19 protein-coding genes are annotated in these 21,181 nt (G+C 47.7%); 10 read left to right on the forward strand and 9 right to left on the reverse strand.

All coding sequences use genetic code 11. The features are described 5' to 3' along the window. Positions 1 to 181: 181 nt before the first annotated feature. Both fmdA and P4D80_RS23245 read left to right on the forward strand, forming a co-directional pair. On the forward strand, positions 182 to 1,387 hold the full coding sequence (gene fmdA, locus P4D80_RS23240; RefSeq protein WP_421656429.1) for a formamidase: 1,206 nt from the start codon (positions 182 to 184) through the stop codon (positions 1,385 to 1,387). 13 nt (positions 1,388 to 1,400) lie between these two features. Continuing rightward, positions 1,401 to 1,664 (forward strand): FmdB family zinc ribbon protein, encoded by a 264-nt coding sequence (locus P4D80_RS23245; protein WP_421656430.1) that lies wholly within the window; start codon positions 1,401 to 1,403, stop codon positions 1,662 to 1,664. Here P4D80_RS23245 and urtE read toward each other — a convergent pair. The 9 genes from urtE to ureE all read right to left on the reverse strand — a co-directional run bounded on the left by urtE (position 1,661) and on the right by ureE (position 9,537). After that, positions 1,661 to 2,419 carry an urea ABC transporter ATP-binding subunit UrtE gene (gene urtE / locus P4D80_RS23250; RefSeq protein WP_421656431.1) on the reverse strand — a complete coding sequence of 253 codons (759 nt, stop codon included), beginning with the start codon at positions 2,417 to 2,419 and terminating at the stop codon, positions 1,661 to 1,663. The two genes, P4D80_RS23245 and urtE, sit on opposite strands and share 4 nt — an antisense overlap. 195 nt (positions 2,420 to 2,614) lie before the next feature. Beyond that, positions 2,615 to 3,379 (reverse strand): urea ABC transporter ATP-binding protein UrtD, encoded by a 765-nt coding sequence (gene urtD, locus P4D80_RS23255; protein ID WP_421656432.1) that lies wholly within the window; start codon positions 3,377 to 3,379, stop codon positions 2,615 to 2,617. Beyond that, positions 3,354 to 4,553, reverse strand: coding sequence for an urea ABC transporter permease subunit UrtC (gene urtC, locus P4D80_RS23260; protein WP_421656433.1), 1,200 nt, complete (start codon positions 4,551 to 4,553; stop codon positions 3,354 to 3,356). The genes urtD and urtC overlap by 26 nt, the downstream gene beginning before the upstream one ends. A gap of 12 nt (positions 4,554 to 4,565) precedes the next feature. Next, the gene (locus P4D80_RS23265; protein ID WP_421656434.1) at positions 4,566 to 5,720 is read right to left on the reverse strand and encodes an ABC transporter permease subunit; all 1,155 of its coding nucleotides are present in this window, start codon (positions 5,718 to 5,720) and stop codon (positions 4,566 to 4,568) included. Between the two features lie 109 nt (positions 5,721 to 5,829). Next, positions 5,830 to 6,627 (reverse strand): transporter substrate-binding protein, encoded by a 798-nt coding sequence (locus tag P4D80_RS23270; protein WP_421656435.1) that lies wholly within the window; start codon positions 6,625 to 6,627, stop codon positions 5,830 to 5,832. Further along, positions 6,563 to 7,141, reverse strand: a complete 579-nt coding sequence (locus P4D80_RS23275) for a transporter substrate-binding protein (RefSeq protein ID WP_421656436.1) — start codon at positions 7,139 to 7,141, stop codon at positions 6,563 to 6,565. The genes P4D80_RS23270 and P4D80_RS23275 overlap by 65 nt, the downstream gene beginning before the upstream one ends. A 217-nt stretch (positions 7,142 to 7,358) precedes the next feature. Next, entirely contained in the window at positions 7,359 to 7,976 is a 618-nt protein-coding gene (ureG, locus tag P4D80_RS23280) for an urease accessory protein UreG (protein WP_421656437.1), read from the reverse strand. 204 nt (positions 7,977 to 8,180) lie between these two features. Beyond that, positions 8,181 to 8,864, reverse strand: a complete 684-nt coding sequence (locus P4D80_RS23285; RefSeq protein WP_421656438.1) for an urease accessory protein UreF — start codon at positions 8,862 to 8,864, stop codon at positions 8,181 to 8,183. A 202-nt stretch (positions 8,865 to 9,066) separates the two neighbouring features. Next, positions 9,067 to 9,537, reverse strand: coding sequence for an urease accessory protein UreE (ureE, locus tag P4D80_RS23290; RefSeq protein ID WP_421656439.1), 471 nt, complete (start codon positions 9,535 to 9,537; stop codon positions 9,067 to 9,069). A 185-nt stretch (positions 9,538 to 9,722) separates the two neighbouring features. Between ureE and P4D80_RS23295 the strand changes: the two genes are divergently transcribed. The 8 genes from P4D80_RS23295 (at position 9,723) to rfbG (ending at position 21,137) form a co-directional block, all read left to right on the forward strand. Continuing rightward, positions 9,723 to 10,283: a helix-turn-helix transcriptional regulator gene (locus tag P4D80_RS23295; protein ID WP_421656440.1), complete on the forward strand. Its 561-nt coding sequence runs from the start codon at positions 9,723 to 9,725 to the stop codon at positions 10,281 to 10,283. A 387-nt stretch (positions 10,284 to 10,670) separates the two neighbouring features. Then, complete coding sequence (locus P4D80_RS23300) at positions 10,671 to 11,981, forward strand: oligosaccharide flippase family protein (protein WP_421656441.1); 1,311 nt, start codon at positions 10,671 to 10,673, stop codon at positions 11,979 to 11,981. A 409-nt stretch (positions 11,982 to 12,390) separates the two neighbouring features. Beyond that, positions 12,391 to 13,344, forward strand: a complete 954-nt coding sequence (locus P4D80_RS23305) for a glycosyltransferase (protein WP_421656442.1) — start codon at positions 12,391 to 12,393, stop codon at positions 13,342 to 13,344. Positions 13,345 to 13,908: 564 nt separating this feature from the next. Then, positions 13,909 to 15,243 (forward strand): oligosaccharide flippase family protein, encoded by a 1,335-nt coding sequence (locus P4D80_RS23310; protein ID WP_421656443.1) that lies wholly within the window; start codon positions 13,909 to 13,911, stop codon positions 15,241 to 15,243. A gap of 12 nt (positions 15,244 to 15,255) precedes the next feature. Continuing rightward, a complete protein-coding gene (locus P4D80_RS23315; protein WP_421656444.1) occupies positions 15,256 to 16,170 on the forward strand; it encodes a glycosyltransferase family 2 protein in 915 nt (304 codons plus the stop codon). A 312-nt stretch (positions 16,171 to 16,482) separates the two neighbouring features. Beyond that, positions 16,483 to 18,156: an alkaline phosphatase family protein gene (locus P4D80_RS23320; RefSeq protein ID WP_421656445.1), complete on the forward strand. Its 1,674-nt coding sequence runs from the start codon at positions 16,483 to 16,485 to the stop codon at positions 18,154 to 18,156. An 809-nt stretch (positions 18,157 to 18,965) separates the two neighbouring features. Then, the gene (locus P4D80_RS23325; RefSeq protein WP_421656446.1) at positions 18,966 to 19,913 is read left to right on the forward strand and encodes a glycosyltransferase family 2 protein; all 948 of its coding nucleotides are present in this window, start codon (positions 18,966 to 18,968) and stop codon (positions 19,911 to 19,913) included. 132 nt (positions 19,914 to 20,045) lie between these two features. Beyond that, positions 20,046 to 21,137 carry a CDP-glucose 4,6-dehydratase gene (gene rfbG / locus P4D80_RS23330; protein WP_421656447.1) on the forward strand — a complete coding sequence of 364 codons (1,092 nt, stop codon included), beginning with the start codon at positions 20,046 to 20,048 and terminating at the stop codon, positions 21,135 to 21,137. Positions 21,138 to 21,181: the final 44 nt, after the last annotated feature.

Raw genomic sequence — 21,181 nt, forward strand, 5'->3', positions numbered from 1 at the left:
TGGACACAGTATAAATGGATGGATGGGTAGACAGATACTCACTTACAAAATTGGAATAATGTGATTGATCTTACAGATCATACAAAATTCAACCATTAAAGTCAGAACGTCATCAAATCTCTGAACAACTGTTCATAAGCGACTCAAAAACAGTTGTAGACTCATTCGTGGTGGTAATTCCATGCCTAAAACACTCTTCAAAGTTGATCTAACAAAGTCAATGGATCAGCAGGAACTGCCAGGACATAACCGCTGGCATCCTGACATTCCAGCCGTTGTTTCTGTCAATCCGGGAGATATCTTTCGCATTGAGTGCAAAGACTGGACCGATGGACAGATCAAAAATGATGATAATCCGGATGATGTGCGGGATGTCGATCTCACTGTTGTTCACGTTTTAAGTGGACCAATTTGGGTCAATGGCGCGGAACCTAGTGACATTTTGGTCGTTGATCTGCTTGACATTGGTGCCCTTCAAGGCGAGGAGTGGGGTTTTACAGGAATTTTTGCCAAAGAGAATGGGGGCGGTTTTTTGACCGATCATTTTCCTAAAGCGGCAAAAGCAGTTTGGGATTTTCAAGGAATCTATACTACGTCCAGACATATTCCCAAGGTGCGGTTTGCCGGTATCATTCACCCCGGTTTAATTGGCTGCGCACCTTCCCATGAGCTGCTGGCAACCTGGAATAAGCGTGAATCAGAGCTGGTGGCTACTGCACCCGATTTGCGAACTTATGGAGCGGGGCTTTCTGGCGATAAGCCCGTTTTGGCCGCATTACCCAATCCTACCAACGCTATTTTGGGTACGTTGCCAAAGTCTGAATATGAAAGAGTGGCAGCCGAGGCCGCCCGCACTGTTCCTCCCCGCGAACATGGGGGCAACTGTGACATCAAAAACCTGTCGAAAGGAACGCGCATTTATTTTCCCGTGTATGTAGAAGGGGCAAAGCTCTCGATGGGCGACATTCACTTTTCCCAGGGGGATGGTGAAATTTCCTTTTGTGGTGCGATCGAAATGTCGGGTTATATCGATTTGCACGTTGATCTTATCAAGGGTGGGGTTGAGAAATATGGTCTGATTAATCCCATTTTTAAGCCGGGGCCGGTGGAACCCCGCTATTCCGAATACCTGGTGTTTGAAGGGATCTCGGTGGATGAATTTACTGGCAAGCAGTATTACATGGATGTTCATATTGCCTATCGGCGGGCCTGTTTGAATGCGATCTCATATCTAAAAAAGTTTGGTTTCACAGGTGAGCAGGCCTATCTGTTGCTCAGTTGTGCTCCAATTGAAGGCAGGGTCAGCGGCATTGTGGATATCCCCAATGCCTGTTGCACTCTGGCTATTCCCACTGAAATTTTTGATATGGATATTTTGCCTGCCTAGCAAGAGGTTGACCATGCCACTGTACGAATTTAAGTGTGAACTGTGTGGGGTCTTTGAGGAATGGCGATCGCTCGCCCAATCCAGTGATCCAGCTTTCTGCCCAACTTGCCAAATGCTGGGTAAACGGGTAATCACGGCTCCTGCGATTAGTCTGTCAAGTAGTCTGTCATTACGCAAACAGGGTTTAGAACCTGAAGTGGTCAAACGCGATCGCGAACCCAAACCGCAAACGTTTCAAAATCAATCCTGCGGGCGACCGTGGATGCTAAATCATTAAACAGCCAGAAATCGCTGAATAACTTCATTGCTCAATTCACTGGTGGGTCCCTGCGCCACAATTCCACCTTTTTGCATCGCATAGTACCAATCAGCTTTACGCACAAAGTGCAGGTGTTGTTCGACCAGTAGCACCGAAATTTCAGTTTCTCGAACAATCCGCTGAACAGCCGCTTCGATTTCCAAAATAATGGAAGGCTGAATTCCTTCAGTGGGTTCATCTAACACCAGTAACCGGGGACGGCCCATCATGGCGCGGGCGATCGCTAACTGCTGCTGTTGCCCACCACTTAAATCTCCTCCCATGCGAGACAGCATCGTCTTTAGCACCGGAAACAATTCAAAAATCTCTTCTGGAATTTCCTGGGTTCTGGCAACCCCACCCGGTCTGGCTTCTAACCCTAAAATCAAATTCTCTTTCACCGTCAACCGGGGGATAATTTCGCGCCCCTGGGGAACGTAACCAATTCCGAGACGAGCCCGTTGATCGGGTGTTTTGCTGGTAATTGTTTGCCCTGCTAGTTTAATCGTTCCACTGCGGGGTATCAACAGGCCCATGACGGTCTTCAACAAAGTGGTTTTGCCTACCCCATTGCGCCCAATCAAACACACCATTTTCCCCAACGCCACCCCCATGTCTACATTGCGCAAAATGTGGCTTTCACCGTAGTACACATTCAAATTATTAATTTCTAACATTGGCTGAGAGGCCGTGTTTACCGATTCAAGTGCAACTGCGCCATTGGTTTGGTTCATGGGGTGGTTTGTCAGTTTTAAGTTCAAGTTTTGAGTTTTGACCGGGGCAGTGTCTCTGCCTGCCTTGAGTATTAAGTTTTGAGTGCCGAGTTAATTTAATGCATGCGGCTCTCTAACCTTGTTGCTGAACTGCCGCTATCGATCCATTTCAAACACTCCTTGAATTTCTCCAGACAACTTAGAACTCAAAGTTTTTCAAGCCGCTTTAGGGGTTTCTTCTTGTTGCTTACCCAGGTAAACTTCAATCACTCGCGGATCGGTCTGCACTTCGTCCATATTGCCCTCGCACAGGACGGAACCCTGATGCAACACTGTGACCGTGCGGGCGATTTGACGCACAAATTCCATATCATGCTCAATCACCATAATCGAGTGGCTCTCAGCCAGAGCGAGCAGCAGGTCTCCCACTTTTTCTGTTTCTTCATCGGTCAGACCAGCAACAGGTTCATCGACCAGTAGCAGGTCCGGGGATTGAGCCACCAGCATCCCAATTTCCAGACGCTGCTTTTCGCCATGGGAAAGCAGTTCGGCTGGAATGTCTGCTTTGGTGATCAAGCCAATCGTTTCAAGTATCCCAACTACCGTGCGACGTTCCGCCATTGAAGTACGCCCAAACAACGAGCTAAACACGCTCTTGGGACGGGCGCAGGATAGCTCCAAGTTCTCGCGGGGAGTCAACTTCAGGTAAACTCGTGGTGTTTGAAATTTGCGCCCAATTCCCATCTGGGCAATTTCGTGTTCAGCGTAGGGGCGCAGGTTCTTACCCTTAAAAAAAACTTGACCTTCAGTGGGTTTCGTCTTGCCAGTGATCACATCCATAAAGGTTGTCTTTCCAGCCCCGTTTGGACCAATGACCACTCGTAACTCTCCCTCATCCATACTGAAGTTGAGTTGATTGATCGCTTTGAACCCATCAAAGCTAACTGTTAAATTGTCAATCTCCAAGATTTTCCCGCTCATATTGCACTTCTGGATCTTCTTCAAGGCTTGGATAGGTCTCAATTTCTTTGGAGCGACCCAGGAGCGATCGCACCCAACTAATGCCCTCCCGTCGTAACCAACCTAAAATTCCATCGGGCAACACCGTCACCACTACCAGGAACAGCGCTCCCTGGAAAAACAACCAGAATGCAGGAAACTGCTCACTGAGAAGCGTTCTGGCAAAATTCACAATCAATGCCCCAATAATGGCGCCAATCAACGTTGCCCGTCCACCCAGAGCAACCCAAATAACCATTTCAATCGAAAACGCCACATCCATTGCTTTGGGTGTGATAATACCGGATTGCACAGTGTATAAGGCTCCAGCCACCCCTGCTAAAGCTCCTGATATGGCAAAGACAAAAACCTTGTACCAGGTTGGGTTGTAACCTGAAAAACGAACCCTCGGCTCATCATCTCGAATGGCAACCAGCATTCGTCCAAAGCGGCCACTGGTCAGCCAGCGACAGAGGACATAGCCACCGACCAGAAGCAATACACTGAGGGCATAAAATGCTCCCTGAATGATGGGGCTGCTGCCCACCTGCATGCCAAAGAGGGTTGCGGTGTCAGTCTTTAAGCCATTAGTCCCGTTAATCAGCTTTTGTTGACCATTGAAAAAGTTGAAAAATACAATCAGCGCCGCCTGGGTCAGAATCGAGAAATAAACGCCCCGAATCCGGTTGCGAAAAACCAGGTAGCCAAGTGCCGCCGCAACCAGCATCGGGATCAGAAAAACTGCGACCAGTGTAAATGGGAATGAGTAGAAGGGTTGCCAGAACCAGGGTAGTTTCTCAACTCCATACAGAGTAAAGAACTCTGGAATCTGCCCAGGCGGAAGCTGCAGCTGAAGGTACATCGCCAGGGCGTACCCCCCTAAAGCAAAGAAGATGCCGTGCCCCAAACTGAGTAGCCCTGTAAAGCCCCAGATCAGATCAATACCGAGGGCCGCGATCGCCAGCGCCAAAAACCGGCCCAACTGGTTGACTCGCACACCCTGCCCCAGGCCAACCAGAATGGGAGGAATCACAAATAGCAGCAGCAATGCCACAGCCAGAACGATCGCCGCCTCAAACAACAGCGATCGCCGCCGCCTACGTACAGTGGTACTGGGTGCAACCTCCGGCAGGGATTCGACTGTTTCAATCGTCATGGCAAACTCCTCCTATGCGTCCACCGTCCGTCCCTTCTGCGGAAACAACCCAGCAGGACGGAACTGAAGGAACACAATAATTAGCGCGAAAACCATGACCTTCGCCATACTGGCACTGGCAAAGAACTCGAAAAAGCTTTGCAAGACTGGGCTAAACGATACCAGCGGACCGAGCGCATTCGAGCCAATGATATAGCTGACGGTTCCAATGGCACCGGCTGCCACAATGCTGCCGACCAACTTTCCCACCCCTCCCACAACGACCACCATGAAGGTATCCACAATGTAAGCCTGACCCGTGTTGGGGCTCACCGAACCCAGTAGACTGACCGCCACACCGGCCATACCCGCCAGCCCAGACCCGATCGCAAATGTCAGCGCATCCACTGTCTTAGTCGGAATTCCCAAACAAGAACTCATGTTGCGATTTTGGGTCACCGCCCGAATGCGCAGCCCCCAGGGTGTTTTGTTGAGAAACCAATACACTCCAAACACACAGGTCACTGTCAGCGCAATGATGAACAATCGGGTGTAGGGAAGCTGGTAGCCTCCTGCAATTTGCAATCCACCCCTGAGCCACCTGGGAGCAGTAACATCCACCCCCTGAGTGCCAAACCAGGGCTTGGTTACTGCCAGCTTAAAAGTTTGCCCGATAAGAGAAGAGACCACGACTGCGATCGCCGCCGAAAGTGGCAGCATCAAACCAATCACCCAGCCTCGCATGCGTTCAAAATCCGGGCGACGAGACACCACCCCAAATACCCCAAAAAACAACAAGCAAAAAAGTGTCAGCCCAATCACAAACTGCCAGCTTAGTGTGCGTACAAACTGCTGCAAAATCAAGCTAACGCCCCAGGTTGCCAACAACGTTTCAAGGGGTCTGCCATAGAGGTATCGAATCACCCCCCGTTCCAGCAGCAGACCAATTAATGCCGTGACCAGAAAAGCAGCGATCAGCGCAAAAAAGATGTAAACCTCGGCCAGAGCAGTTTTCTTGAGCGCATTCTGCACGACAAAAGTCGTGTAGGCTCCCAACATCATCAACTCGCCATGAGCCATGTTGATGACGCCCATTAATCCAAAGATAATTGCCAGACCCAGCGCTGCAAGCAACAACACAGAGCCAATACTAAGTCCGCCAAATAACGATTCCAACAGTGCTGACAACGGGTATTCCCCCCATAGAAGCGATACCGATGTACTTGCCAATTCTGCATTTTGGATCCGAACTAAGTCTGTAATCCAAAATGCAGAATAAGGAGAAAAGCGAAAGGCTTCAGGTCATCTTGAACTTTCCACCCTTAGCAGGGTCAGACCAATCGCAGGCATAGCCTTTGGTGTCTGCCACAAACTGGTTCCAGGGAATTGGCTTCACCGCTTCGTCAGTGGAGTAGACAATTTCAAACAAACCATCATCCCGCACTTCCCCGATCCGGACGAACTTAGAAATATGGTGGTTGGGTTCCATTGTCACCTTTCCTTCTGGGGCGTTAAAGGTCTGACCAATAGCCGCCGTCCGCACCTTCTCTAAATCATCCGCCGTGGCAGCTTTCTCGACAGCCTGCTTCCACAGATAAACCATGATGTAAGCAGCTTCCATCGGATCGTTAACGACGCGATCGTCGCCATACTTCTTCTTAAATGCTTCAACAAACTTCTTACTCTCAGGCGTGTCTACGGTTTGAAAGTAGTTCCAGGCGGCGTAGTGGCCTTTCAGGTATTCCACGCCGATCGCCTTCACTTCTTCCTCGGCAATACTCACCGACATGGAAGGATACTTGTCAGGCCCCATCCCGGCACCCTGCAACTGCTTGAAGAAGGCCACATTGCTGTCACCATTTAGCGTGTTGTAAATTACGCCACCATTCGGTAAGGCCGCCTTAATTTTAGAAATGATTGGGGTCACTTCTGTGCCGCCGAGAGGAATATAGTCTTCGCCAACCGTCTTGCCTCCCAGGGCTTCCAGCTGCGCTTTGATAATGGTGTTTGCCGTTCGGGGAAAAACATAGTCAGAACCTACCAGGAAGAACTCCTTCCCCTTGTTTTTCCAAAAGCCATTCCACAGAAGGCTCAATCTGCTGGTTCGGAGCAGCCCCCGTATAGAAAATGTTTTTGGAACACTCCTGACCTTCGTATTGAACGGGATACCACAGCATGTGGTTCTTTGACTCGAAAGTCGGAAGCACAGCCTTACGGCTCGCCGAAGTCCAGCAGCCAAAGACTGTGGCCACTTTATCCTGGTCAATGAGTTTCTTCGCCTTTTCATTAAAAGTGGGCCAGTCAGAAGCCCCATCTTCGACGATCGCTTCAATCTTCTTACCCAACACCCCACCGGCGTTGTTAATTTCTTCAATGGCTAACTGCTCAGCATCGACCACACTCTTCTCACTGATTGCCATCGTGCCACTGAGCGAATGAAGAATGCCCACTTTAATCACATCGCCAGAGGCAGCAGTGGCTGCCGGCGACGCTTCGGGAGATGGGCTGGTTGCTGTAGGCGTAGAACTAGCACAAGCCTTTAAGAGAACACTGCCTGCGGCTGTGGAACCAAGGATAATGAATTCGCGCCGACCAAATTGCTTTGTCATGGAGTTAGAAGCTCCCAACTAAAACTAAGCCGAGAAGTACATAGGGACTCGGTGATAACTCTGAGATATTATGTCCAGGCTTCTACGCCGAATTGTATTGCAATATACAATCTCTTCTTTCTTTGCACTTGCTAACTGCTAATCCCAGAATTTTTGAGCGAGCAACCTTCGCTGGCTCTGATTTAGAGGGATTTCCAAACGGGTGATCCTGAACGGGTTAGTTTTGAGGTTCGACTGCGAAATTGGCTTGAGACTCAATGAAGGCAATCACCTCTGTCAAACCCTGATTTATTTTTAGATTTGTAAACACGAAGGGTTTTTCCCCTCGCATTTTTTTAGCATCCCGCTCCATCACGCTCAAATCCGCTCCCACATAGGGAGCCAAATCAATTTTGTTGATTACGAGCAAGTCTGATTTCGTGATCCCCGGTCCACCTTTGCGGGGAATTTTGTCTCCACCCGCTACGTCAATGACATAAATCGTCAGATCAACCAGTTCCGGGCTGAAGGTTGCTGCCAGGTTATCCCCACCGCTTTCCACAAAAACCAGATCTAGATTGGCAAACCGCTGTTCCAGTTCCTCGATCGCCGCCAAGTTCATCGATGCATCTTCCCGAATGGCCGTATGGGGGCAACCGCCCGTCTCAACCCCGACGATGCGATCGCGCTCCAACGCTTGACTCCGCACCAGAAACTGAGCGTCCTCCTGAGTGTAGATGTCATTGGTAACGACGGCGAGATGATAGCGATCGCGCATCGCCTTACATAGTGCATCCACCAGGGCTGTCTTTCCCGACCCAACCGGACCCGCAACCCCAACTCGAAGCGTACTCATAAAAATTCTCGATTTTGGATTTTAGATTCTAGATCTTAATGAAGTTAGTGGTCATTATTAAAGCCATGTCAGCCATATTCAACACATCAATGACTCCTTATAGCGGTAGTCATTGTGGTTAGGACGGGGTGCAGGGGTGGAACCCCTGGCTGGGGCACACCCTCTTAAACCCAGTGTCTTAAGCAATCTGGTACCGCTATATCTCTAACTTCGGAACAGACGGCTGTATTGAGTTTCATGGGCCATACTGGCCAGTGCCAGTCCCCAGCCACAGGTACTCAAATCCTCGTCCTGAATATTTAGAACTTCTTGAGCCATCTGCTCCAGAACCGGATTGAGGGCCAGCAGAAGTTGTTGTCCAGCCGTTTGTCCTAACGGAATCAGCTTGATTCCAGCGTTTATCAAATTCGTTGACCAACTATGCAAGTAACCCAGCACGGCCCCTTGCAGATCAATTTGCCAGTCTGCTGCCACCACACCAAAGGCGATCGCAAAATTACACCCCTCCTCCCGTAACCCGACAGGTAGCCTTCCAGCCGTCTCTGGTTGCAAATCCACCAATAACCGGAGTAGCGATCGCCCCATCTGCCAGCTTTGCAAGCGTAACTCTTCCGTCTCCCGCACTGCGGACAGCCACCTGTTCCAGGCACAAACCGCCTCCCAGTCTTCCCCTGCCCTTGCTTGGTAACTCCGCACCATCACTACCGCTTCCAGCCGAACCGCTCCATAGCACAATTCCTGCACCAACCAGTGCTGCAAACTTCCCTGGTCAAGAATCCTGCCACTATGCACCAAAAACTCCAGCCCCTCAGAGTAGCTATAAGCTCCTACCGGCAGTGCTGGGCTGGCCAGCTGCAACAATCGCAACAAACTCCGTTCAACCACCACTCCCCCTTCTCTGTAGCAACTTATGGCAGTAGCTCCACGCCAGCATCATCGATGAGTGTCCCATCTGCCCATCTATCCATCTATCCATCCACCCATCCGGGCTTTGCTGAATTTGGGTATGAAATAGGTGCTGTATGCTCGAAACTTCGTTTCGATTCATATTGCTTTTCAGCAACGCCTCCACCCATCCGTGCACTCACAACTAGCCGGGATTTCTAACAGCCTGCACTAATGCCCATGTCCATACATACGCCCCAACCTCTGGCTGAAACGGCTGAATTTCCTCCACAATATGCATCCCTCGATGTTCCAGCATGTCCCGTAAAACGGGATCTGGAGACAACCGCAGGTAGGATGGAGTAATCTCCAGAGGTACATGGCGGTTGCCCAAATGGTAGGCCGTTTTTAATAGTTCCAGGAAGCTATCGGCAGTCACCGTAAGTACAGGTTCCGGTTTCGCAACGACTCTGACCACTACCCCATTCGCTTCGGACTGGAGCAAATCCCCATCTCGCAACACGGTTCCTCTAGGTAACTGAAGATAGACCGGCTGTCTATCCGTCGTTTCAAAGCGATGGCGCGATCGCGTTCGTTCCTCAGCCGTCAATGACAACGTTAAATTGACCGGAACCTCCGGGGACATCGCCAACCGTTGCGTCAAAGTAATGACCACAGGCTTAAACTAAACCTCTTCAAAGACTGCTTATTTCAAGGATTGATTACCAGCAAAATTCTGTCCGACCAAGCAGGACTTTATAAAACTGTATCCCCACCTCTCCGGAAAGGCATAAATCTCTAAAGGATCCATATTTATCCTAGGGTACTTCCTCATTGCTCATCTACCTCCAATGAACCGCAATGGACACCTCAATTTCCTACAGTAACCAACCTTCCTTACTGCAAGCTATTCTTGAAGGCTTTATTGACGGCATTCTGATTCTGACCGATCAGGGTGAGTGGATCCATGCTAACGACTGTGCCCGTCGGATCTGCCATCAATTGAGCAAAGGCATCTCCCAGTCCGAGCGAGTTCCCAAAGAAATCTGGAACGCCTGCAAGCGCCTGATTGAAAGCCTCAATCGCTATCCTCACCAGATACTCACAGTCGAGGATGAGATCAATGCCGGACAAGCAACATCCTACCGGATTCGGGCCCAATGGCTAAACCTGGAACAGGGACACCCCCCCTGCGTCCTGGTGACCCTTGAAGATCGATTTCAGTCGATTCAAAATGCCGCGATCGCCGAAGCTCGCCGCTATGGATTAACCCCCCGTGAAATTGAAGTCTGGCTCTGCTATCGAGCAAACTACAGCTACAAAGACATTTCCTCCAAGCTATACATCAGCTACAACACCGTCAAAAAGCATATGAAGAGCATTCATGCCAAGCGGCAAACGATTCTGAATACTTTGGAATAGTTGCACCTATGCTTTAGAAAACGTTCTTGAAAGATGGCCTTATCAGTGGAGAATATTAGTCAGAGATAGGCACTCTCAATCTAGTAGTCTGTCAAGACTTATTTTGTGAGTTAAAAACTCACAAAATAACCACTCTGACTCAATCCAGGACACAAAATTAATACTGATAATACTGACAAACCACTAGTACAGCAAAACTTTCGCTTTGCTGGGGGGCAGGGGTTCCACCCCTGCTTGGGAGCGGAGCCCCCAAACTCCCATGTTGCAGAATTTAGTGTTTGCAACACTAGTGGCGCCACCATAGGCAACAGCAAGCTGTTCAGCCTTGATTAAAGCCTCTCAGTCATCATCTAAGCCTGTGAATCCCAATTCAACGGAGAAGGACCATTGCCATCCCTACGGAAAAGAGCTTTAACCGGACTGATGTGGGTTTTTGCAGGGGAATGGACCCACTACGCCCTTCGATTAGGTGGTAACCTGATCCTGACGCGACTCCTGTTTCCCGAAGCTTTTGGCCTCATGTCCCTCGTCCAGGTCTTCCTGATGGGACTGGAAATGTTTTCAGACATCGGCATTGTTCCCAGTATTATCCAGAACAAGCGGGGGGATGATCCTGAATTTCTCAATACAGCCTGGACGATCCAGGTCAGTCGAGGATTTTTACTCTGGATTTTTTCTTGCCTTATCGCTCTGCCAGCAGCCAACTTCTACAAAGAGCCCATGCTGGTGCAGTTATTACCAGTTTCTGGAACAACCGCGCTAATCGCCGGATTCAAGTCAACCAAACTTGCAACTGCCAACCGCAAGCTTGCACTTGGCAGGCTAACAATCCTAGAACTGGGAACTTATGCTTTAGGATTAATGGTCACGATTTTGTGGGCCTGGATCTTCCCCTCCGTTTGGGCTCTCGTAGGTGGGGGCATTGTGACTGTTCTTGTTGAGACGATCCTAAGCCACTTGTTCCTAGAAGGGGTACCCAATCGCTTCTGCTGGAATCCAGAAGCTTTTAGGTCATTACAACAATTTGGGCGCTGGATATTTGTCAGTACAGCCTTAACATTTCTGGCGGGGCAGGGCGATCGCCTCCTGCTTGGGCGATTGATGGACGTCCATTTCCTTGGAATCTATACCATTGCCATTACCCTGGCTCGTCTTGTAAACCAGCTAATTATGAAACTGGGTGATAAGGTGCTATTCCCCTCCTACTCAGAAATCTTTCGCGAAAGACCGGAAGAGCTACGTTCAGTTCTGCGCAAAACCCGCCTGGGCTTAATTGGTACTGCCTGGTGTGCCTCTCTATTTCTGATTATGTTTGGGGATAAACTAATTGAATTACTTTATGACGACCGATACAAAGCAGCAGGGTGGATGTTACAACTCCTTTCAATCGACACCCTCGTTGGCATCTTAGCGCTGACCTACGATAATGTCCTCCTTGCTCTGGGCAAAAGTTCCCTCATTACTGTGTTTCTGGTACTCCAGATCGCTATACAGACATCCGCTATGCTATTTGGTAACCAGGTAGCAGGTCAACAAGGCGTTCTCCTGGGTCTATCGTTTCTAGGTTGGATGTTGTACCCGTTAAAGGCAATTTTTCTGTACAGAATCTCTATCTGGCAACCTGAGGTTGATATTCCTATTATTCTTGTTGCGATCGCGGTGACCTTTATTTTTTTTATCGGCTTATTCCCACATTAAGGATTGCTTAACTTCACCTAAGTAGCTGGGCACAATTAAATTAAGGATAATTTTGGGGGTGGAGGGGGTAAAACCCCCTACCTGGGGCGCAGCCCCCACTCCCCCTTCACAATTAATTATGGCTACCTACTTACTTCGTTGTTAGACCTGATTTCGATTCAGAAATTGAGATATAGCGATCCTTCTTGAAATTTGAACGGGGGGCAGGGATTCCACCCCTGCATGGGGGCGGCCCCCTCCTTGTTCAAAAACTATTTGTGAACGCGATCGTTGAAAACGATAACAAACCAAAGAGAAAGGAAGACGTTTGCATAGCTTATTGCATAGTTTATAAAAATCTGAAAGTAGAAATGATTTTTGTTTAAGAACTCCCCATCTTTTTTGTGACAAATTTTATTTCGCTCTAAATATGATAAATAGGCCAAAAGTTTCAGTTCTAATGTCTGTGTACAACAGTGAAAATTATTTGGTTCAAACCATCGAAAGTGTGTTGAACCAAACATTCCAAGATTTTGAGTTCATCATTATTGATGATGGCTCTCAAGACTCATCTTTTGATACTCTCAAATCGTTTGCTGCCAAAGATAACCGAATTAACGTTACAAGCAGAGAAAATCGGGGTATCCCCCGTACCAGAAACGAAATGCTAAACAAGGCACAGGGGGAGTTTATTGCTGTCATGGACTCTGACGACATTGCCCTGCCCGATCGCCTCGCTTTGCAGGTGGCATTTCTTCAACAAAACCCAGAGGTCGTTTGTGTCAGTGGTGCTTTTGAAATTATTGACGATCGCGGACGATTCCTGACGCGCTTAGAGCTTCCAGAGCACGACGATGAAATCCAAAGGCTGGCTTTAGCAGGGCATTGTAGTATCTGGCATCCATGTGCAATGTTTCGTCGGGAAGCGGCTCTAAAGGTTGGAGGTTATGAAGAATCCATGCCTTCCTCCCACGACCTCGACCTGTGGTTAAAACTGGGTGAAGTCGGCAAACTCGCAAATTTAAAGACTCCCTTACTCAAATACCGATTGCATATGAACTCCATCAGTGAACGTTTGGGTTTAGCCCAAAGAGATGAAGGACGAGAAGCTTGTGAGCGGGCATGGAAGCGGCGGGGCATTGAAGGCAAATTTGAGGCGGAGGAACCCTGGCGACCGTTGGATACCCGACAATCCCGATTCCAATTTATGCTTCAATACGGTTGGTGGGCATTCAATAGTGGACAGCGTCAAACCGCCATTATCTACGGAACCCGAGCCATCTTAGCTTTGCCCTTTCGAGTTGAGGGGTGGAAATTGTTGGCCTGTGCTGCGGTGAAACCGATGCCACCCCAGGCTACACGGTTATCGAAAACCCTGCCTTGAGAGGCCAACAATACTACAGCGTTCACAAACTATTTGTGAACCAAACTATTTGTGAACAAGGAGGGCAGAGCCCCTACGAAGGAATGGAATCCCTGCACCCTGCTCAAATTTCAAGCCGGATCGCTATAGATTTCCTTTTCTTTTTTATAGACTTAACCCTTTTACTCATCATTCCTTTACAGACATGCTTCAGTTAAGCCACTAATATAAAGTTTGATCCGTGTTTCCACGAGATATTAGCGCTCTGTTTTGCCACACAGAATCTTGCTAAAGGGATCGTGATAAGCTTTTCTCATCTGCTAGAAGTTGAATGGTATGTCTTTGTTCATTCTATTTGCTTTATGCATATCGTTTATGGGTAACCTAAGGTATCTAGACATATTAGTTAAACCTCGTCGCCCTAGAAGCCTATAGTTTTTCCTGGGAAAATCTACAGTTTTCAACCTGAATAAGGTTTATTTTTAACCATCTGTGCATTCAACCGTGCTGCCAGAGTGGGTAACGCTTAAAACTACCACGAAATAACAATAACTCAGATATTCTGTTTGCCAGGAACATAACTTGATGTCTGCTGCCAACGTCTCATCATCCCTCAAAAACCTTGCCATTCGTGGAACTCTATGGACTTTCGTTGGCTATGGAGCTGGTAGAATTCTAAGCTTTGGTAGTCAGTTAGTTTTAACTCGTCTATTGGCTCCAGAAGTTTTTGGACTGATGGCATTAGTTAATACCTTTCTCATTGGACTCCAACTGTTCTCAGATGTTGGAATTGGTCCAAGCATTATTCAAAATGATCGGGGAGACGAACCGGAGTTTCTTAACACTGCCTGGACAATCCAGGTCATTAGAGGTGTCGCTCTATGGTTATGTGCCTGCATCGGAGCCTGGCCTTTCGCCCAGTTCTACGAGCAGCCAGAGCTATTTGCGTTGATTATAGTCTCTGGTTTGAGTGCGGTTATTTCTGGCTTTAACTCAACATCCCTCTTTACCGCCAATCGCCAGCTTACTCTCGGTCGGCTGACCCTGATTGAACTAGTTTCCCAGGCTGCTTCCTTAGTCGTCGTCCTGCATTGGGTATTGCACTACCCAAACGTTTGGGGGTTAGTCGCGGGAAGCATGTTTGGGGTACTGGTCAAGATGATTTTAAGCTATAGATGGCTACCAGGGATTCACCATCAGTTTACCTGGGACTGGAAAGCGGTTCAGTCCTTAACCAAGTTTGGGCGCTGGATCTTCCTCAGCACAGCTTTAGGTTTTTTTCTTCAGTATGCAGATAGGCTGGTTTTAGGAAAATTCCTCAGTATCAGTGAACTGGGAATTTATTCCCTTGCGGTGCTGTTAGCAGGGGTTATTCAAGATATCCACAATCGTGTGAATCAAAACGTATTGCTGCCCGTCTACTCTAAACTCAAGCATATTCCCATCGAAGAATTGCGGAGGAAAGTTAGAAAGTTACGTCTTGCGATGATGGCGGTGTTGCTCCCGCCAATCTGGGTCTCAGCCATTTTTGGCACCTTTATCATTGACTGGCTGTTTGATTCCAGATACCACCAGGCTGGTTGGATGTTTCAAGTTCTGTCTGCGGGACTCGCTGTATCAGTGTCTTCAATTATCGGCCCGTTTTTCCTTGCTTTTGGTGATTCATTTACGCTGTTGTATCTTTTGGTGGTGCGATCAATTGCCCTGTTTGGTTCAATGATTGCAGGTGCATTACTCTATGATACAACTGGGCTAATCTGCGGTATCGCAATCCACAACCTTGTGTTCTACCCATTCCTGGTTGCTGTATATAGAAAGTATTCCCTTTGGATTCCCTGGTTAGATGCACTAGGAATGCTTTCCTCAGCAGTTATCATTACGGCTGGTCTGTACTTAGTTAACACGCACGTTGGGGGATAGGAGGTAATCAGGATGGGCCATCCGCTCGTATCAGTTGTGATGCCAGTCTATAATGCTGAGGCTTATGTTGGGGAAGCTATAGAAAGCATTCTGGCTCAAACCTTTGACAACTTTGAATTCATTATTCTGGATGACGGTTCAACTGATGGTTCTGGGCAGATATTGAAGCACTACCAGCAGAGGGATGGGCGGATTAAAATCATCAGCCGTGAAAATAAGGGGCTGATTGCCACTCTAAATGAAGGAATTGACTGTGCTACAGGACGCTATATTGCCCGGATGGATGCTGATGATATTGCTCTACCAGAAAGATTTTCAAAGCAAGTTGAGTTTTTAGAAACCCACCCCGATTATGTAGTTGTTGGCTCAAAAGTTTTATTGATTGATCCAGAGGGTTTGCCCATCTGTCCCTTCTCCACCCTAACGGAGCACGAAGCCATTGATGCCGCTCATATGGAGGGTAAGGGAGGAGCAATTTGCCATCCTGCCAGCATGCTCCGACGAGACATCTTACAGAAATTAGGCGGTTACCGCCAAGAAATGAAGTACGCTGAGGATTTTGATCTGTTTCTGCGCTTAGCTGAAGTAGGTAAAGTTGCTAATTTGCCCCATATCCTGCTCAAATATCGAATGCATGCAAATAGTATTGGCTATACGAAACGGCTTGAACAGTTAAAATCGAATTTTCAAGCACTCAAAGAAGCTCATCATCGGCGATCAATCGATTTTCAAATTACTTTTATGCATGAAGTTATTAATAATGAAGGTGATGTCAATTTGAGTAAAATTCATCGTGCTTGGGCCTGGCAATCTTTGGTTTCTGGAAATGTTAAAACTGCCAGAAAACATGCTTTTTTGGCATTAAGAAACAACCTGATTTCTGTTGATTCTTGGAAAGTTCTTGCCTGTGCCATGAGGGGCTACTGACAGACAACTTTATCAAAGCTTCATTCTACTATTTGAATCTTTAAGGCGCTTTGCTCTATCTACTTTGTGGAAAAGCTATACTTTCATCTGTATACACTCTTTTTCTGCATACACTCTTTTGAGGATATAATATTTTGTCGGGCTTTTGGGCAAGGTTAAGTTTTGGGCAAAGTTAAACTTGAAGTCAAGGTAAAAGCAGTTGGACTAAATTCGCATTTCTAAGAGCTTCTTGAATGTTTTTTGTTTCAAACTGATTCAAATTCCAGTAATTTTCGGAAAACTCTAAATGTTTTTGAAGGTGAGTAGAGGAAGATGAACAAGCCTGTAATCGCTATCGGACTGGATGCCGCTGATCCAGCATTACTCGAAAGATGGATGGCACAGGGCCATTTGAAAACAATGCGTCGGTTTAAGGAAGGCGGTGCTTACGGGCGTTTGAAAACCTTTGACTTTTACCGGGCGGAAACCCCCTGGACAACTTTTTTAACTGGCTGCTCTCCAAACACCACAGGCTATTGGTCACCGATTAAATATCATGGGCACAACTACACCGTAGAGGAAATTGAGGCTTATAAGTTTGATGAGTACCGCCCGTTTTATGCCCTAGCTGGTAACCGACGGGTTGCAGTAGTTGATGTGCCCCAGGCTCCCGTATTAGAAGGAATCAATGGAGTTCAGGTTTCAGCCTGGGGGGCCCATTCGCCTCAAACCCCCAGTGAGTCCTCTCCTGAGGAGTTATTTCAGGAACTCGTTGCTCGTCATGGCGAACACCCCCTCCTGCGGAATGACGAAGCAAATATTTTAGATTTGCCAGATTTGCAACGTCTTCAGAAAGGAATGGAGACTGGAATTGCTCGTCGGGCTAAAATTTGCCGCGACCTGCTAGACCGGGAACGGTGGGATCTCTTTTTGACTGTGTTTGGTGAGGCCCATGTTGTAGGCCACTATTGCTGGCACATGATGCATCCTTCAGATCATCCGCTGTATAAGCAGATGGGCGCTCAATATTCTGGCGATATGATGCTGGAAGTTTTTGAAGCAATGGACCGGGCGATCGCCGAAATCCTGGAAAAAGCTCCAGAAGATGCTTATGTAATGCTCTTTTCTGCCCATGGCATGGGGGCAAACATCATGGATATCCCCAGCATGATTTTGCTACCAGAATTCCTCTTTCGGTTGAACTTTCCAGGAAAAATGGGATTGGCACCAGGCAAGGTCGGCAGTCCCCTCAAACCTTCAATCACTGGCAGACATCCGAGAAAAGAGGGATGGGCTAGCGCTCTGTGGAATACAAAGTACGAGCCAAATCCACTCAAGTCTTTTTTGCGGCAGAACCTACCAAGCCGATACTTTAACCGGATTGAACCCTTATTTGGAAATTCTTCAGAACCGGGGCCGATGTCTCCTTTCGAACTTTTCCATCAAGGACAGCCCCAATGTTTCCAACCAGCTGTTTGGTACAAACATCTGTGGCCCCAAATGAAGGCTTTTGCGATTCCTACCTTTTCTGAGGGATATATTCGCATCAATTTGCAGGGCAGAGAACCCAGTGGTATCGTTGCTCCTTCAGAGTACAATTCTCTCTGTGATGAGATTATTGAAAAGCTGTATCGGCTCCGGGATGCCCGTACAGGGAAGCCGATGGTGAAGGGAGTTTTGAGGACGCGCAAGGCGGCGGCAGATCAAGATCCCAAACTGCCAGATGCCGATATTGTCGTTACCTGGCAGGAAGAATGTGTTACTGATACTGTGGACAGTCCCGATGTTGGGCGCATTGGTCCTGTTCCTTACACCCGTACAGGTAGCCACCGTGCAGATGGGTTTCTGGCGATTCAGGGACCTGGTGTAGCATCAGGTACAAAGCTCCCGGATGGGCATTCGCTCGACTTAGCACCCACTATCTTAAGCTTAATGAATGTAGCGATTCCTCCACACTTTGAAGGTAAGCCCCTGGCCCAAGCCCCCTCAATGGCACCTCTGTTGTAGGGCAGCACAGCGGGATACGGATACCATTCTGCTTTCCTCTTACTCTCCATTCTCCAACCCAACGGACATAGAGCAGTTGCTAGGTTTCTTAGGACATTGGCTTTAAGGGGGTATGGGGGCTTTGACACCAGCTAGGGGTTCCACCTCTACACCTCATTCTAAGCCTGGTGACTACAACTATATCTACTTGGTGACTACAGCTATATCTACTATGGCTATCCCCAGCTCTGGTACCAGAGCTGGGGATAGCAGTTTATGGATGTATGGCCTACAACTAAGCTTTGAGTTTTAGGCTTTGAATTTTAGAATCACTTTCTACAGATCACTTTCTACATAATCACTTTCTGCAGACTTGCTCATAACGAGCAGTCTTGAATTTTGATTATAGCTCTACGCGGGTGCGTTAGGACATTGGAATTAGAAAGTGGGGGCGAAGCCTCCCAGCCAGGGATGCTATCCCTGCACCCCGTCCTAACCATAATGACTATCGCTATACTTATATTCCTGTCCTAGCAAACTGTCACCAGTTAGGGGCTGGGAGCTAAGCAAAAGTCTTTTCAGGCGGAACTTTATAAGGCAGAGCTTTTGGGCATAGGGTTATTATGTTTTGACGGTGGAGTGTGATGAACCTGTGATCAGGCAATATATTCGAGAACAGGAGGCCAACAATAGACGACTCGACCTGTTGAATTTATTCGTACCTTTCTGTTCCCCCTTGTAAAGGGGCATTAACACCAAAACACAGGATTAATGAAGTATATGAACTCTCTATCTCATGAAGTTTCCATCTGTAGGCACTAACTCAGATCATGACTTTAGTCACTGTCATTATTCCTATGTATAATGCAGAGCCTTACATTACAGGTACATTGGCTTCTATTTTGGATGAACAGGATATTCCGCTTGAAGTGATCGTTGTCAACGACGGTTCAACTGATCGCTCGGTCGAGAAAGTGAAGGCGATCGCTGATCCCAGAGTCAAAATTATTTCAGGGCCACGTCAGGGATTTGCAGAGTCCGCTAACACAGGATGGGCAGCTGCGAAGGGCAAAATCATTATGCGATCGGATGCGGATGATTTATTTTCTAAAGGGCGGATTAAGCGACAGGTGGAATGGTTGACACAACATCCAGAGTTTGGGGCGGTTTGCGGGGGGTTCGCTACGATTGATGCGAAGGACCGTATCATTTCTAAATTTTGTGAAAGTAAGGAAGAGGAAATTACTGAGGAATTGAAACAGGGAGTGACTCGAAATCACTTTTGCACCTATGCCATTCGAGCGGAGGTCTTAAAGGCATCCGGTGGATGCCGATCTTGTTTGGCAAATGCTGCGGATATTGATTTACAGTTGCGCATGGGAGAACTTTGCCGAGTCTGGTATTTACCGGAAATCGAGTATTTCTATCGACTACATGACTCTTCAATTACTCGGAAGCAACGGATTGCTGAACGGGTATTTTTTGATTCTCTGGTCATTGAACTCCAGCGGCAACGGCTAAGTCGTGGATTTGATGACGTTCAGGTGGGGCACATCCCAACTCCTCCTCCAAATACTGACCATGCAGTTATGACAGCTAGCGAACAAAAGCAGGGTATGCTGGTGGGAAGATCATGGCAAGAACACCAGAGCGGTCAGAAGCTTCAAGCTTTGAGGACTGGAATTTGGGCAGTTGCAGTTCGCCCTCAGTCCTTTTCAGCATGGCGAAGTTTGCTGGCATTAGCTGTCAAGCCTACAGGCAATATCAAATCCCGTTAATCAATGATGACATACCTGTAGGGGCGAATGGCTTTTGCTATTACAGAACTTTTGCCATTACAGAAAATGATTATTAGAGAATTGTTGTATGAAAATTAGCGTTCCAGGTTTCCACCTACCATAGGGAACTCGATGAACTTAGCATTCTGGCAAGGGCGAAAAGTTCTTATAACCGGGCACACAGGTTTTAAGGGAAGTTGGCTTTCTGTTTGGCTTCAAATGCATAAAACTCAGGTTGTGGGCTATGCGCTAGAACCTCCTACCCAACCCAATTTGTTTGAGATTGCCCAGATTACTGAAGGAATGACCTCTATTTATGGGGATATTCGTGATTTAGAGCATTTTCAGGCAGTGATGAAAGAACACCAGCCTGAAATTTTAATCCATATGGCTGCTCAGTCGATTGTACGGTCTTCTTATGAAAAACCAGTTGAGACTTTTGCAGTGAATGTTATGGGCACTGTTCATGTGTTGGAAGTAGCTGCTCGCACTAAAAGTGTTAGAGCGGTCTTAATGGTTACCAGTGACAAATGTTATGAGAATAGGGAGTGGGTTTGGGGCTACCGTGAGAATGAAGCGTTAGGCGGTTTTGATCCCTATTCCAGCAGTAAGAGCTGTGCAGAACTGGTGATTCAGGCATACTGGATGTCTTTCTTTCCTCCCCATGACTACGATCGCCACAGAGTTGCCGTTGCCAGTGCCCGGGCAGGAAACGTGATTGGAGGAGGGGATTGGGCGAAGGATCGACTGATTCCCGATATCATGCGTTCAATTGAAGCTGGAGAACCGGTACTAATTCGCAATCCTATAGCCACTCGCCCCTGGCAGCATGTACTGGTGCCTTTAAGCGGCTATTTAACCCTGATTGAGTATCTATGGGACAAGGGGGCTGAATATGCTGAAGCCTGGAATTTTGGTCCTGCTGACGAAGATGTCAAGCCCGTAGCATGGATTGTGGATCATTTAACCAGGGAGTGGGGTAAAGGTGCAAGATGGGAACTTGACCAGGCCTGCCATCCCTATGAAGACACCTATCTCAAATTGGACTGCTCCAAAGCCAGGAGTCGACTGAGGTGGTCTCCCAAGATTTCGATTGAAACAGCTCTGGAATGGATTATTGAGTTTTATCAGGTCTATTTTGCTGGGGGAGATGTGCGAGCAGTTATGGAAGCTCAAATTCGTCGCTACGAAATGCTTTCATGTAAAGACAATGGGCCCCCTTAAGACTTTGGTGATAAGCTACTTTTTCACTGGAAAGCCCAGAAAAC

Source organism: Leptothermofonsia sp. ETS-13, from assembly GCF_049200465.1.
Lineage (GTDB): Bacteria > Cyanobacteriota > Cyanobacteriia > Leptolyngbyales > Leptolyngbyaceae > Leptothermofonsia.

Excerpts from the sequence above, each read along its gene's own strand:
- fmdA (WP_421656429.1), top strand. The coding sequence starts at position 182 with ATGCCTAAAACACTCTTCAAAGTTGATCTAACAAAGTCAATGGATCAG.
- urtE (WP_421656431.1), bottom strand. The coding sequence starts at position 2,419 with ATGAACCAAACCAATGGCGCAGTTGCACTTGAATCGGTAAACACGGCC.
- urtC (WP_421656433.1), bottom strand. The coding sequence starts at position 4,553 with ATGACGATTGAAACAGTCGAATCCCTGCCGGAGGTTGCACCCAGTACC.
- P4D80_RS23295 (WP_421656440.1), top strand. The coding sequence starts at position 9,723 with ATGGACACCTCAATTTCCTACAGTAACCAACCTTCCTTACTGCAAGCT.
- P4D80_RS23310 (WP_421656443.1), top strand. The coding sequence starts at position 13,909 with ATGTCTGCTGCCAACGTCTCATCATCCCTCAAAAACCTTGCCATTCGT.
- urtD (WP_421656432.1), bottom strand. The coding sequence starts at position 3,379 with ATGAGCGGGAAAATCTTGGAGATTGACAATTTAACAGTTAGCTTTGAT.
- P4D80_RS23325 (WP_421656446.1), top strand. The coding sequence starts at position 18,966 with ATGACTTTAGTCACTGTCATTATTCCTATGTATAATGCAGAGCCTTAC.
- P4D80_RS23320 (WP_421656445.1), top strand. The coding sequence starts at position 16,483 with ATGAACAAGCCTGTAATCGCTATCGGACTGGATGCCGCTGATCCAGCA.
- ureG (WP_421656437.1), bottom strand. The coding sequence starts at position 7,976 with ATGAGTACGCTTCGAGTTGGGGTTGCGGGTCCGGTTGGGTCGGGAAAG.
- P4D80_RS23245 (WP_421656430.1), top strand. The coding sequence starts at position 1,401 with ATGCCACTGTACGAATTTAAGTGTGAACTGTGTGGGGTCTTTGAGGAA.
- P4D80_RS23315 (WP_421656444.1), top strand. The coding sequence starts at position 15,256 with ATGGGCCATCCGCTCGTATCAGTTGTGATGCCAGTCTATAATGCTGAG.
- P4D80_RS23275 (WP_421656436.1), bottom strand. The coding sequence starts at position 7,141 with ATGACAAAGCAATTTGGTCGGCGCGAATTCATTATCCTTGGTTCCACA.
- rfbG (WP_421656447.1), top strand. The coding sequence starts at position 20,046 with ATGAACTTAGCATTCTGGCAAGGGCGAAAAGTTCTTATAACCGGGCAC.
- P4D80_RS23305 (WP_421656442.1), top strand. The coding sequence starts at position 12,391 with ATGATAAATAGGCCAAAAGTTTCAGTTCTAATGTCTGTGTACAACAGT.